Origin of the sequence: Faecalibacterium sp. DFI.5.82, assembly GCF_029076575.1 — a bacterium.
GTDB lineage: Bacteria > Bacillota > Clostridia > Oscillospirales > Ruminococcaceae > Faecalibacterium > Faecalibacterium duncaniae.
Map to the genome: position 1 here is coordinate 12551 of NZ_JARFIS010000008.1, position 13979 is coordinate 26529.

A 13979-nucleotide genomic window follows, 5' to 3' on the forward strand; every position below is an offset into this window, starting at 1 on the left:
TGTAGCACAGTCCTGTCGGAAGTGCAAAGGTGCCTTGCTGCTTTTTGCGGATGATTCTTGTAAAATATGTGTGGAAGTCCGCAAAAAAGCCGCCCGGCTCCTGCGAGCCGGGCGGCAAAAGGCAGACTTATGAAAATGATTTACCAGAGGTTTGCGGTCTCGTTATACAGGCCCTCGTAGCTCTTGGCAGAGAGGTCCCAGCTGAAATCGCATTCCATGTCGTGCTTGACGAGGTTGTTCCAGTCCTCTTTGTTGTAGTAGCGATCCTGTGCACGGCAGCAGGCATCGTACAGCTCATGGGCGCTGTAACCGGCAAAAGTAAAGCCGTTGCCCTCGCCCAGCGTGCAGTCATGGATGGAATCCCGCAGACCGCCGGTCTCACGGACGATGGGAGGCGTGCCGTAGCGGCAGGCCACCATCTGTGCCAGGCCGCAGGGCTCACTCTTGGAAGGCATGATGAACACGTCTGCACCAGCGTAGATCTCCTGAGACAGGGCGGGCTCAAAGCCGATGTAGGTGCCCACGCGGCCCGGATGACGGGCGCACAGGTCAGAGAAGAAGGTCTCGTACTGGTTCTCGCCGCTGCCCAGAATGACCAGCTCGATGCCGCGGTCCACCAGACCGTCGGCAATGCTCTGCACCAGGTCAAAGCCCTTCATGCCGACCATGCGGCTGACCATGGCAAAAACGGGGCTGCCATCCTTGTGCAGGCCAAACTTGTCCTGCAGGGCCTCCTTGCACTTTGCCTTGCCCTCTTCAACGTTGGTCACATCGTAGTTGAAGGGAATCTGGGGGTCGGTGGCAGGGTTATTGGCCTCCATATCGATGCCGTTCAGGATACCGCAGAGCTTATACTGCTTTTCCCGCAGCAGGGCATCCAGACCGTAGCTGAACCAGGGGTCCAGGATCTCCTGTGCGTAGGTGGGGCTGACGGTGGTGATCTTATCTGCCGTCTCAAAGGCACCCTTCATAAAGTTGGCGCAGCCATCGTACTCCACGATGTGCTGGTCACGGTGGCCGATGCCGCAGGTATCCTCCAGGATATCGGTGCCGTACTTGCCCTGATATGCGATGTTGTGGATGGTGAAGATGGTCTTGATCCGGTTGAACTTATCCAGATGGCGGTAGTACAGGTTCAGGTAAACGGGAACCAGCGCGGTCTGCCAGTCGTTGCAGTTGATGATATCGGGGGTGAAGTCGATGTAGAACAGGGTCTCCAGCACAGCGCGGGAGAAGAAGGCGAAGCGCTCGCCGTCATCGTAGAAGCCGTACAGGCCGCGGCGCTTGAAGTAATACTCGTTGTCCAGGAAGTAGTAGGTCACGCCGTTGACCTCAGCCTTGAACAGGCCGCAGTACTGGCTGCGCCAGCCCACGGGCACCGAGTAGTTGGTGACATACTCCAGCTTGTCGCGCATTTTCAGGTCGCCGTACAGCGGCATGATGACGCGGGCATCCACGCCGTCCTTGACCAGAGCCTTGGGCAGGGAGCCTGCCACGTCGGCCAGACCGCCGGACTTGGCAAAGGGGGTCGCTTCCGAAGCGGCATACAGGATCTTCATAGTATTTCTCCTTTCCAGAAAAAAGGGCGGATACACAAAGAGCGGGCGGGGGCGCAAAGGCCCCCGCCCCTCTTTGAGAGGGGCTACCGGGGAGGGGAGCCGCCCCTGTGAAAGTTTCAGTGTATCAGGCTCAGACGGTGTGGTTCTTCTGAACATAGACCGGGAAGCTCTCAGTACCGGAGAGCTTCTTGTCGGCGGTCACACGCACGTTCTTATCGGTGACAACGCAGTCCAGCTGAGCGCCTGGTTCCACAACGGTATCCTGCATCAGGACACAGTTTCTGACCACAGCACCCTTCTTGACGCGAACGCCGCGGAACAGCACGCAGTTCTCCACGGTGCCCTCGATGACACAGCCATCGGCCAGCAGGGAATTGCTGACGGAAGAGCCGTTGACATAGCGCACGGGGTTGTCATCACGGATCTTGGTGTAGACAGGGCTCTCCTTGGGGAACAGAGCGTTCAGGTTCTTCTCATCGATGAGCTTGAGGTTCTCATCAAAGTAGCTCTTCATGTCGCAGACATGGGCCACATAGCCGGTGTACTCCAGAGCACGGATGTTCAGGATGTTGACGTTGTGGGCCAGGATGTCACGCTCAAAGTAGATCAGGCCGCGGGAGGTCGCATCCTTGACCAGCTTGATCAGGGTCTCGCGCTCCAGAACGTAGATGTTCAGGTCCAGGTTCTGGACACCGGGGCGGTAATCGTTGAACAGCAGCTCAGTCACACGGCCATCGGCATCCACAGTCAGGGTGTAGTTGTCGTTCTTGCGGCCCTCGGGGATCTCAGTCTTCTGGTAAGCGATGGTCACATCCGCGCCGCTTGCCTGATGGGCAGCCAGCAGGGCGTTGAAATCGTAATTGATGGCGATGTTGGCATCGCTCATCACAACGTACTTCTCCTTCTGGTTCTCCAGGTAGCTCAGGATGGAGCCCAGAGCCTCCACACGGCCGGAATAAATGCGCACGCCCTTTTCTGCAAAAGGAGGCACGATGTTCAGGCCGCCGTGACGGCGGGCCATATCCCACTCACGGCCAGTGCCCAGATGATCCATCAGGGAGTGGTAGTTCTTGCGCACCACGATGGAGACATTGGAGATGCCGCAGTTTGCCATGCTGGACAGCATAAAGTCCACCATGCGGTAACGGCCTGCAAAGGGGATCGAAGCCATGGTGCGCTCAGTCACAAGCTCCGGTACGGTGTTATCATAGCTGTTGGGGAAAATGATGCCCAACGCATTGTTGTTCTGGCTCAGCATACTTCCTCGCCCTCCTTGACGGAATCAAATACTTTGGCACCCTCTTTTACGGTAGCGCCTGCGCCAATGGTAAGGCCGGTACCCACATGTGCAATGGGGCCCTCGCCGCCGATCTTGGCACCGGCACCCACCACAACGTCCTCAGCCAGGATGCAGCGCTTGACCACGGCACCTGCCTTGACCACAACGCCATCCATCAGGACAGCATCCTCAACGGTAGCGCCCTCTTCCACGGTAACGCCTGCGCTCAGGACAGAGTGCTGGACGCGGCCATAGATCTGGCAGCCCTCGGTGATGAGGGAATCCTGCACCACGGCGCGGGGGCCGATCTTCTGGGCGGGCAGCACGGGGTTGCGGCTGTAGATCTTCCACTTCTTGTCGAAGATATCAATGCCGGAGTTCTCGGGGTCCAGCACTTCCATGTTGGCTTCCCACAGGCTGTCGATGGTGCCCACGTCACGCCAGTAGCCGTTGAAGTGGTAAGCATACATCTTGCGGCCATCCCGCAGCAGAGCGGGGATGATGTTCATGCCAAAGTCGTTCTTGGAGTTGGGATCAGCCTCGTCCTCTTCCAGGTACTTCTTCAGCACATCCCAGTTGAAGATGTAAATGCCCATGGAAGCCAGGTTGGACTTGGGAACCGGGGGCTTCTCCTGGAACTCGGTGATCTTATCGTTCTCGTCTGCCACCATCAGGCCGAAGCGGGAAGCTTCCTTCCAATCGACCTCCATGACAGCCACGGAGAACTCCGCGCCCTTTTCCTTGTGGAAGCGCAGGAAGTCGGCGTAGTCCTGCTTGCAGATCTGGTCACCGGACAGGATGATGACGTACTCGGGATCATAGCTGTCGATGAAGCTGATGTTCTGGTAGATGGCGTTTGCAGTGCCCTTGTACCAGTCGGTGCCCTTTGCCTGCTCGTAGGGGGGCAGGGTGTGCACGCCGCCGTACAGGCGGTCCAGATCCCAAGGCTGGCCGTTGCCGATGTACTCGTTCAGCTTCTGGGGCTGATACTGGGTTGCGATGCCCACAGTATCAATGTTGGAGTTGACGCAGTTGGACAGCGGGAAGTCCACGATGCGGTATTTGCCGCCGAACCCCACTGCAGGTTTTGCCGTTTTCTGTGTCAGCGCGTACAAGCGCGAGCCACGTCCGCCGGCAAGGATCATTGCCACAATTTCTTTTGCCATAGCTTTATTCTCCCCTTTTACACATTTCCGGATTTATTGGATTTGGAAATGGTTTGACTGTGTTGTGCGGATGCGCCCCGGTCACTCCTCGGTCTTGGCGGCCTTTTTGGCGCGGGGCTTGCGGGCAGGCTTTTCGGCTGCCGCGGGGGCAGCTTCAGCGGGCTCGGCTTTGGGTTTACGACCCCGCTTGGCGGGTGCGGCAGCGGCTTCTGCCTTGGGCTTCCGGCCGCGCTTGGCCGGAGCCTTTTCGGGTGTAGGTTCCGCTTCTGCCTTTGCCTTGCGGGTGGAGATCTTTTTGGGCTTTTCCTCCTTCACGGCAGGCTCAGCCTTGGCGGTCTTCGTGGTCTTGGCGGCTGTCTTTTTGGCAGCGGTCTTTTTCACGGTCTGGGCCGTCTTGGCCGGATCTGCTGCCTTGCGGGTGCGCTTGGTGGGCACCTCAAAATACAGGGTGCTCATGGGCGGCAGGGTGATGGTAATGCTCTGCTCAAAGCCATGCAGGGGCTTCTTGTGGGTGCGCACGGACTTGTTATGGACCGCGCCGGAACCGCCGAAGGCCTCGTCATCGCTGTTCAGTACTTCCTTGTATGTACCTGCCACAGGTGCGCCCAAGGCATAGCCCTCGCGCAGGACGGGGTTGAAGTTGCAGACCACCAGGATCTGCTTGCCGTTTGCGTCCTTGCGCAGGAAGGCGATCACGCTCTGCTTGGAGTCATCGGGCACGATCCACTGGAAGCCCTCCCAGCTGTAATCGATCTGCCAGAAGGCAGGGTGCTCTTTATAGAAGGCGTTCAGGGTCTTGACGTAGTTCTGCAGCTCGGTGTGCTTGTCGTAGTCCAGCAGCATCCAATCCAGCTGCTTTTCCTCGTTCCACTCCGTAAACTGGCCAAACTCCTGCCCCATGAACAGCAGCTTCTTGCCGGGGTGGGCCATCATGTAGCCGAAGAAGGTGCGCAGGTTGGCAAACTTAGCCTCGTACTCGCCCGGCATCTTGTTGATCAGGCTGCCCTTGCCGTGCACCACTTCATCGTGGCTGATGGGCAGCACAAAGTTTTCGCTGAAGGCATAGAAGAAGCTGAAGGTGACCTTGTTGTGGTTGCCCGCGCGGAAGAGCGGGTCGGTCTTCATGTAGCTGAGCATGTCGTTCATCCAGCCCATGTTCCACTTGAAGTTGAAGCCCAGGCCGCCGTCGCTGGCCGGTTTGGTGACCATGGGCCATGCAGTGGACTCCTCCGCGATCATGCACTTGTGGGGGTGGCGGCCCAGAACCGTATCGTTCAACTTGCGCAGGAAAGCAACTGCTTCCAGGTTCTCCTTGCCGCCATTCTTATTGGGCTCCCATTCGCCCTGCTTGCGGTTGTAATCCAGATACAGCATGGAGGCCACGGCATCCACGCGCAGACCATCGATGTGGTACTGCTCCAGCCAGTACAGTGCGCTGGAGATCAGGAAGCTCTGCACCTCGCTGCGGCCGAAATCAAACACCATGGTGCCCCATTCTTTATGCTCGCCGCGCTTGGGGTTGGGGTCCTCGTAGCAGGCTTCTCCATCAAAGTTGTACAGGCCGAAGCCATCCTTCGGGAAGTGGGCGGGCACCCAGTCCATGATGACACCGATGCCGGCCTCATGCATCTTGTCCACAAAGGCCATGAAGTCCTTGGGGGTGCCGTAGCGGCTGGTGGGGGCAAAATAGCCCGTGACCTGGTAGCCCCAGCTGCCATCGAAGGGATACTCCATCACGGGCAGCAGCTCCACATGAGTGTAGCCCATCTCCCGGATGTAGGGGATCAGCTCGTCGGCCAGCTCGGAATAGTTATAGGGGACCTTTTCGTCCTTCAGCTTCCAGCTGCCCGCGTGCATCTCGTAGATGTTCATCGGGCCGTTGATCACGTCTGCCTTTTTCTGAGCAGTCTGCCAGGCATCATCGTGCCAGGCAAAGCCGGTGATATCGTAGACCTTGCTGCCGTTGGAGGGCCGGGTCTCCGCGTGGAACGCATAGGGGTCGGCCTTGTAGATCAGGTCGCCGCCCCGGGTGGTCACACAGTACTTGTAGACATCGTATTCCTTTACGCCGGGGATGAACAGCTCCCAGACAGAATCCCCATCCACTTTGCGCATCGGGTGGCTGCCCGGCTTCCAGCTGTTGAAATCGCCCACCACACTGATGGCGGTTGCATGGGGTGCCCAAACACGGAACACCACACCGGACTCTCCGGCGCGGGTCTCAAGGTGTGCACCAAAGTAACGGTATGCTTCGCAGTTGTTGCCCTGCTTGAACAGATAAATCGGCAGATCCGAGGGATCTTTCTGGATCTTTTCTTCCGTCGGTCTCATAAACAGCTCCTCCCCGTACAGGCCGCAGTGAGCCTATACCTTTGTACTCTCTTATATTAAAGAATTTTGTCCGATTTTTCAAGGGCTTTCCGTCAAAATCTACTATAATCTTTTCGTCAATATTTTTTCATTGTGGTCAACTTATCCAATTTTACACAAGAATTCTCGGCAAACTTTACAGAATATAGGGCAAAAAGAAAGACCCGCCTCATTTTTCCTGCAAATCCAGGAAACTGAAGCGGGTGCTTTTTCAAATTTTTCCGTGTGCTATGCGGTTCAGCCTACAACGTAAACGTTGACCTGAATGGCTCCGTTGATGACCGACTCTGCGTAGGTCTCATAGAACAGATCCACCAGGATCTGGCCCTTCTGCACCGCGATACCGGTGTCGGTGGCAACGGCATAACCGTAAACAAAGCTGCCGTCCGTGGAAGTGATGTACAGCAGCGTGCCATAGGGGATGACGCTGGGGTCAACGGCAACGGTGCCGTAGCCCAGGCCCAGGCCCGACGAGCCCTTGCCCGTGCGGGAATAATAGCCCGTGGCCTTACCGGTGAGGACCTGGCTGTACGAGGCGGGGGCGTTGGTGGTGCCGTCCGGCCCGGTCAGGGGAGAAACGGGCGCACCGGCACCATAGGTCTTGATGACATGGTCGGTGGGCTCCACCGTGGTGGTTACATCCACCACCATGCTGTTTTCCAGCTCGCCGTCCACATACTTTTCGCGGGTGGTCACGGTCTGCTGACCCTCCGCCCCATGCTGCAGGGTAGTGGCCCGGCCGGTGTTGCGGAAGTACAGGCTGGTGTAGACATACTGGGTGTCGTAGGGGATGGTCTGGGTCTCCACCTTGTCCTGGTAGTCCACCCGGTGCACCGTGATCTCACTGCCCACAGTGACCAGCTGATCCAACGCAGGCTCGGTGTAGTCATCTGCCTCCAGGGTGATGCCGGCGCGCTCCAGCGCTTCGGCAACGGTGCCAAAGGCCATCTTCACCGGGTACTCCTGGCCGTCGGCCTGGATGTTCACGGTGAAGGCCCGCTCAATGTTCAGGGTGGCAAGATTGCCGCTGAACGCGGTGTAGTAAACGTGGTCGCCCTCTTCGGCCTCAATGCCGGAAAGGCTCATGACGCGGGCAGGGTCAGTCTCACTGCTGACCACAAGCTGACGCGCACCATCGGAGTCGGTGACGTAGGTCAGCCGCAGATTCGCGGCGGTCACGGCCAAAGTGAACACAAGGCTCACTGCCATGACGCAGAACGCCAGCACACGGGGTGTGACCGCACGAGCGCGGTCAGACAATGCTTTTTGAAATTTGACGGAAGCGATACGAGACAACTCCTCTCTTTTCATCATTTTGGAATGCGGCGGGCTCTTCCTTTGCCCGCAAAGCGCAGGGCATTTCCCCTGCAAAGGGCCGTCTTTTTATACGGCGTTTTACTTCCTGAGAAATAAAATTTAGACGCTCCAACGTGTGTATGATCCGTTGAGCGGGCACTATTTTAGCAGACGACGGCCCATTTGTCAAATCCGCGCGCTTCGGTTTGACAATTGTTTCACATAGTTTTTTGTGCAATCTGTACATTGTTTTCCTTGATTCAGAATGATTTCGAGCGTTTCCTTCTGAAATTTTCCCAAAAAATTGGTCGTATTCGTTCATAATTTTTTAACATTTCAAGTCTGTTTCCCGGGGAGAAATCGCCGGGCTCTTTTGCACATTCCGGCGCATCAATCATGCGTAATCCGACATTTTGCGGCACAAATTCCCCGCTGTTTTCCTGCCGGAAATAACGGGGAGTTTCTCCGCAGTTTCTGTCAAAAACCGGCTTCCAGCAAAATGCCGAAAGGTAAAAAACGCCATAAAAAAAGACCACACTTCCGCGCCCTGCCGCAAACCGGTACAATGGGGTCAAAACGAAGAAAGGAAGGTTTTTATGCAGATCAAGATCACTCCCCGCACGCTGGGCGGCACCGAATTCACAGCCCAGCCCGCCCGGCTGCACCTGGGCGCACAGAACGCCGAGGGCGTGGACCGGCTGGTGTTCCAGCTGCCTGCGGAATGGGCCGGGTGCAGCGTCACCCTGCACATCCGCCACAGCGACGGCACCCTTGCCGCCCCCCTTGTGCTGGATGCAGCGCACAGCGCGCCCGTGGGCCGCAGCTTCACCGGCTGGCCTGCCGGGCAATGGATGCTGGCCGCCACCGACGGCAGCGGCTATACCGCTTACACCCGCCCGGGCCGGTACGATGTCTACGACATCCTGCCCACCGACGGCACCGAGGAGGAGCCCAGTCCCTCGGTGTACGAACAGTTCATCGCCCAGGTATCGGGGCAGGCCGATGCTGCGGTGCAGGCGGCCCAGAACAGTGCCGCCAGCGAGGCCAGTGCCGCCCGGCAGGCGCAGGCCGCTGCCGACGCTGCCGAGCGGGCCGCACTGAATGGCAGCCGTGCCGCGACCTCGGCTTCCCGCGCCGAGAGCGCCGCCCTGCGCGCCGAATCCTTTGCCCCCAAGGACGGCACCCTGCTCAGTGTCAACGGCAAAGGCGGCGCGGTGGTGCTGGACGCGCAGGACGTGGGCGCGCTGCCTGCCCCGGTGGCCCCGCAGGCTGGTGCCCTCCTGCGGGTGCTGTCCATCCGCAGCGATGGCAGTCTGGTGGTGGACACCGTCACTCCCGCCGCCCTCAAGACCCTGCTGGAGGCCACCTGATGTTCACGGTGCTGGATGTCTCCCGCTGGCAGGGCCGCATAGACTGGGATACCGTAAAAGCCAGCGGCAGGGTCCACGGCGTGATGCTGCGCGCACTGGGCAGCAGGAACGGCACGCCCTACATCGACCCCATGTTTGAAACAAACTACTCTGCCTGCATCCGGCTGTGCATCCCGGTGGGGGTCTACTATTACAGCTGTGCCGTTACTGCCCCACAGCGGGATGCCGAGCTGGCCCTCCTGCACGATGCCCTCAGGGGAAAGCGGCTTCAGCTGCCCGCTGCCATCGACGTGGAGGATGCCCGCCTGCGTGCTCTGACACCGGACGCGCTCTCCGCCCTTGTTGCCGGGGCGGCACGGCAGCTGGAGCACTGGGGCCTGTACGCCATGGTATACACCTACACCCATTTTGCAGATACCGCCCTGCACATGGACACGCTGGCCCCCTTCGACCTCTGGCTGGCGGACTACCGGGGCAAACGCCCGGCCCGCAGGCACGGGATGTGGCAGTACACCAGCAGGGGCAGGGTGCCCGGCATCTCCGGCCCCGTAGACCTGAGCCGCACCGAAAAGGATTATCCCGCCCTGCTCCACCGGACGGGGCTCGACCGTACCATCCTATAAAAGAAAGGAGTTCCCCATGAAGAAATGCAAGATCTCTCCCGCCACGCTGGCCCGCACGGCGGCGCTGGCACTGGCGCTGACCAATCAGGTGCTCAGCGCTACCGGCCACCGTGTCCTGCCCATTGAATCGGCAGAGCTGGAGCAGCTGGTCTCCACTGGCCTGACCATTGCCACCGCGCTGGTCAGCTGGTGGAAGAACAATTCCTTCACCCCGGAGGCCATCGAAGCCGATGACTTCCTCTGCCAGCTGAAGGAGCACAAATAACCAAAAAGGGACGATGTTTTTGCGGCATCGTCCCTTTTTGATTATCTGCTTTTGTTCTGAAGCACCGGCTCAGGAAATGGCATCCACGTCCCACTTCATGCGGACGGCATCCGCGCCGTCCAGTTTGATATTCAGTGCACCGGCATTGTCCAGCACCTGCTCCGGGGTGCGGGCACCGCACAGCACATGCAGGCCGGGGATCATCCGGGCCGTCAGGGCAATGACCAGCTGGGCCATGGTGCAGTCGTATTTCCCGGTCAGGTCGTCCCACTTGGCCAGCAGGTCCAGCGCCTGCTTCCGGCGGGCAGGCTGGAAGCTGGGGTTGCTGTTCCGGGTGCTGCCCTCGGGGAAGGTGGTCTCCATGGTGACCTTGCCGGTGAGCAGACCCTGCTCCAGCGGGGAGTATGCCTGCACCGAAACGCCCAGCTCCCTGCAGGTGGGCAGGAGCTGCTTTTCGATGCGGCGGGTCAGCAGGCTGTACTTCTCCTGAATGACATCCAGCTGGCCGTACCGGCAGTAGCCCCGGATGAGATCCGCCGTCACGTTGGACGCACCAATGGCGCGGATCTTGCCCTGCTCCTTCAGCTTCATCATGGCCTCCACGGTCTCCTCCAGCGGATAGAGGCCGAGGTCCGGGCTCTGCCAGTGGGTGTACAGCACATCCAGGTGGTCGGTGCCCAGGCGGCGCAGGCTGTCCTCCACGTCCTCAATGATGCTCTGCGCCGAGAGGTCCCGGTAGACGGCGGTGCCGTCCACGACCTTGTGGAGCACCGGCGTTTCATGCCGCCACTCCAGGCCGCATTTGGTGGAGAGCACCACCTTGTCCCGGTCGATGTGCTTCAGGGCCTCGCCCACCACGGTCTCGCTGTGGTACAGGCCGTAGATGGGCGCGGTGTCGATCCACCGGATGCCCTGCTCCACAGCAGTCTGGATGGCTTTGACCGAAAGGGCATCATCGTTGTCGCCCCACCAGCTGCCGCCGCCGATGGCCCAGGTGCCCATGCCCAGAAAAGGCACTTCGATGCCGCTGCGGCCAATGTTCAGGTTTTCCATATACGTTTCCCTCCATGCCAGCAGTGTTCCCCGCAATGGGAACCATTCATACAGAGGCTGGCATCTTTTGTTGTATTTTTTGCTTTTTATAAAAAAGAGAACTGCGGTGCGAGTCAGCTCCGCACAGCAGCTCTCCTTTTTCCAATCAGATATTGCCGAACTCGCTCAATTCCAGCGTGTCGTTGTGGGTCTCGGCCCAGCGGACGGCCCAATCAGAGGTGAACAGCAGCAGACGGTTGCCCTTCATATCCTCCACAGCCTTGGTATCGCTGGTCAGATCCAGATCCCGCAGGTTGTAGGTGTCGGGGTCGTTCTTCACCCAGCGCAGCTGCTCGAACGGCAGCTGCTGCATCCGGATCTCCACGTTGTACTCGGTATTCAGGCGGTACTCCAGCACTTCCAGCTGCAGCACACCGACCACGCCAACCACGACCTCCTCCATGCCGCCGCCGACTTCGCGGAAGATCTGGATGGCACCCTCCTGGGCGATCTGCTCCATACCCTTCACGAACTGCTTGCGCTTCATGGTGTCCTTCTGCTCGATGCGGGCAAAATGCTCCGGTGAGAAGGTGGGGATGCCCGCAAACTCGACCTTCTTTTTGCCGGTGCACAGGGTGTCGCCGATGGAGAAGATGCCCGGGTCAAACAGGCCGATGATATCGCCCGCGTAGGCCTCATCCACGATGGCGCGATCCTGCGCCATCAGCTGAGTGCCGGTGGCCAGCTTGATGTTCTTGCCCTCCTGCACGTGGTAAGCCTCCATGCCGCGCTCGAACTTGCCGGAGCAGATGCGCATAAAGGCGATGCGGTCACGGTGGGCCTTGTTCATGTTGGCCTGGATCTTGAAGATGAAGGCCGAGAACTCGTCGCGGCAGGGGTCCACCGGCTCGCCGGTCAGGCTGTCCACACGGGCCAGCGGGGTGGGGGTGAGCCGCAGGAAGTTTTCCAGGAAGGGCTCCACGCCGAAGTTGGTCAGAGCAGAGCCAAAGAACACAGGGCTCAGCTCACCGCGCAGCACCTTGTCGAGGTCAAATTCCTCGGCAGCGCCGTCCAGCAGCTCGATCTCGTCCACCAGCTGCTGGTGCAGGTAGGGGGTCAGCAGCTCGTCCAGTGCGGCATCGCCCAGTTCGGCCTCGGTCTCGTTGACCTTCTTCACGCCGTTGGCGCGGCCGTCGCTGGAGAAAGCCAGCACCTTGCGGGTATTGCGGTCGAACACGCCCTTGAACTCCTTGCCGCAGCCGATGGGCCAGTTCATGGGGTAGGTCTTGATGCCCAGGATCTCCTCGATGTTCTCCATCAGCTCAAAGGGGTCGCGGGCTTCGCGGTCCATCTTGTTGATGAAGGTGAAGATGGGGATGTGACGCAGGGTGCAGACCTTGAACAGCTTGATGGTCTGGGCCTCAACGCCTTTTGCAGCATCGATGACCATGACAGCGGAGTCCGCTGCCATCAGGGTACGGTAGGTATCCTCCGAGAAGTCCTGATGGCCCGGGGTATCCAGAATGTTCACGCACTTGCCTGCATAGTTGAACTGCAGGACAGAGGAAGTGACAGAAATACCGCGCTGCTTCTCGATATCCATCCAGTCGGACACAGCGTGCTTGGCGCTCTGCTTGCCCTTGACGGAACCGGCCTGATTGATGGCTCCACCGTACAGCAGCAGCTTTTCGGTCAGGGTCGTTTTGCCGGCATCGGGGTGGCTGATGATCGCAAACGTCCGGCGGCGCTCGATCTCTTCACGATTTGTCATATATTGATTTCTCCTGAATCAGAATGGCTCTTTATTCGGTCAATCTCACGTTACATTGGTGATTCTCCGTAAACTGGCTTGCCCTCTCAGTCTGCTTCGCAGCCAGCTCTCCCAAAGGGAGAGCCGGTTGCTGCTCCAGGTACAGGCCCTGCAGATCTGCAGCACTTCTCCTTCCAGATGCGTTGGCTCCCCCTTCGGGGGAGCTGGCAAAGCCGACAGGCTTTGGCTGAGAGGGCAAGGATGCCAAAATTACACACAACTTATATTTTACCAGCAATTCCACCTAGATGCAAGAGTTTTTGTTATTTTTTCAGGAGGAAGCAGGGCAAGGGGGCGGTATCGGCCCAATTGGCGAAACTGCAGACAAGGGCGGTGCACTGTTTCAGGGGCCGGGAGCGCATCCACTGGAGGATCTCGGTCTTTTCGTCGGAGCCGATGACCTTGCCGCTGTACAGGATGGCGCTGAGCACCCCGCCGGGCCGCAGGGCCTCAAGGGCAGCTTCCAGCGCCGGGATGCTGCTTTGGGCGTGGGAGAACACCCCGTGGTCGGCACCGGGCAGCCAGCCGAAGTTGAACATCACGGCATCGACGGTGCCGGGCTGTACATATTGTAAGAGGTTGGCGTGGCTGTCGCAGTGAAGCTCTGCCGCAAGGCCCTTCCGTGCAAGGTTCTGCCGGGTGGAGGCAATGGCTTCCGGCTGGATGTCAAAGCCCAGCACCCGGCCCTCTTTGCCCACAAGGCGGCAGAGAAAAGCCGTGTCGCCCCCGTTGCCGCAGGTGGCATCGATGCAGAGCCTGGGGTCAGCCAGCCGCGCGGCGAGGAAGTCCTGCACAAGCTTCACGGCCGTCAGGTCGGGGGTGCGGCGGCGGCACAGGCCGCTGCCCTCTGCCGCAAAGCCGAACTTTGCCCAGAAAGCCCGCTCCCCCGCATCGGCAGGCAGAGGAGCCGTGAACACCGTGGCGCGCTCTTTGTCATAGCCGCCCAGGCTGCGCAATACCTCTTTTAACAGGTAGGAACCGTAGCCCTTGCGCCGCCATTCCGGCACAATGGTCAGGGCAGTGATGTCCGCGCCCTGCTCCGTGGGCCGGGCCTGGCAGGTGCCAATGATGGTTTTCTCTTTATACAGGGCATAACCGCCCGGAATCTTTTCCAGTTTCATAATTTGCTCCTTTCGCGAGCTTGCCCTGCTGGGCTAAACCTCTCCGTCATCATCGCTTCGCTCGATGCCACCTCTCCTAGTAGGAGAG

General features: G+C 59.3%; 12 protein-coding genes. 3 read left to right on the top strand and 9 right to left on the bottom strand.

Annotated features, from left to right (window positions below; genetic code table 11):
* Positions 1–140 precede the first annotated feature (140 nt).
* From P0G09_RS10290 to P0G09_RS10315, 6 genes are all read right to left on the bottom strand, one after another.
* Entirely contained in the window at positions 141–1559 is a 1419-nt protein-coding gene (locus P0G09_RS10290; protein ID WP_097772974.1) for a glycogen/starch synthase, read from the bottom strand.
* Between the two features lie 130 nt (positions 1560–1689).
* Positions 1690–2817 (bottom strand): glucose-1-phosphate adenylyltransferase subunit GlgD, encoded by a 1128-nt coding sequence (gene glgD / locus P0G09_RS10295; protein WP_005930299.1) that lies wholly within the window; start codon positions 2815–2817, stop codon positions 1690–1692.
* Positions 2811–4004, bottom strand: coding sequence for a glucose-1-phosphate adenylyltransferase (locus tag P0G09_RS10300; RefSeq protein ID WP_275252605.1), 1194 nt, complete (start codon positions 4002–4004; stop codon positions 2811–2813). The genes glgD and P0G09_RS10300 overlap by 7 nt, the downstream gene beginning before the upstream one ends.
* 81 nt (positions 4005–4085) lie before the next feature.
* The gene (gene glgB, locus P0G09_RS10305; protein WP_275252606.1) at positions 4086–6335 is read right to left on the bottom strand and encodes a 1,4-alpha-glucan branching protein GlgB; all 2250 of its coding nucleotides are present in this window, start codon (positions 6333–6335) and stop codon (positions 4086–4088) included.
* A 276-nt stretch (positions 6336–6611) separates the two neighbouring features.
* Complete coding sequence (locus P0G09_RS10310; RefSeq protein ID WP_223384683.1) at positions 6612–7670, bottom strand: 3D domain-containing protein; 1059 nt, start codon at positions 7668–7670, stop codon at positions 6612–6614.
* A complete protein-coding gene (locus tag P0G09_RS10315; RefSeq protein ID WP_275252607.1) occupies positions 7627–7992 on the bottom strand; it encodes a hypothetical protein in 366 nt (121 codons plus the stop codon). The genes P0G09_RS10310 and P0G09_RS10315 overlap by 44 nt, the downstream gene beginning before the upstream one ends.
* A 274-nt stretch (positions 7993–8266) precedes the next feature.
* On the opposite strand from P0G09_RS10315, the gene P0G09_RS10320 reads away from it, so the two are divergent.
* From P0G09_RS10320 to P0G09_RS10330, 3 genes are read left to right on the top strand one after another with little or no spacing between them, the layout of a single operon-like run.
* Positions 8267–9040 carry a hypothetical protein gene (locus P0G09_RS10320; RefSeq protein WP_275252608.1) on the top strand — a complete coding sequence of 258 codons (774 nt, stop codon included), beginning with the start codon at positions 8267–8269 and terminating at the stop codon, positions 9038–9040.
* A complete protein-coding gene (locus P0G09_RS10325; RefSeq protein ID WP_275252609.1) occupies positions 9040–9663 on the top strand; it encodes a GH25 family lysozyme in 624 nt (207 codons plus the stop codon). Before P0G09_RS10320 ends, P0G09_RS10325 begins: the two co-directional genes overlap by 1 nt.
* Positions 9664–9679: 16 nt before the next feature.
* Entirely contained in the window at positions 9680–9928 is a 249-nt protein-coding gene (locus P0G09_RS10330) for a phage holin (RefSeq protein WP_005928396.1), read from the top strand.
* Positions 9929–9997: 69 nt separating this feature from the next.
* Here the strand turns inward: P0G09_RS10330 and P0G09_RS10335 are convergent, their stop codons facing one another.
* From P0G09_RS10335 to P0G09_RS10345, 3 genes are all read right to left on the bottom strand, one after another.
* A complete protein-coding gene (locus P0G09_RS10335; RefSeq protein WP_156062376.1) occupies positions 9998–10981 on the bottom strand; it encodes an aldo/keto reductase in 984 nt (327 codons plus the stop codon).
* Positions 10982–11126: 145 nt separating this feature from the next.
* Positions 11127–12731 (bottom strand): peptide chain release factor 3, encoded by a 1605-nt coding sequence (locus P0G09_RS10340; RefSeq protein ID WP_005928402.1) that lies wholly within the window; start codon positions 12729–12731, stop codon positions 11127–11129.
* 302 nt (positions 12732–13033) lie between these two features.
* Positions 13034–13891, bottom strand: coding sequence for a GNAT family N-acetyltransferase (locus tag P0G09_RS10345; protein WP_275252611.1), 858 nt, complete (start codon positions 13889–13891; stop codon positions 13034–13036).
* Between the last annotated feature and the right edge of the window lie 88 nt (positions 13892–13979).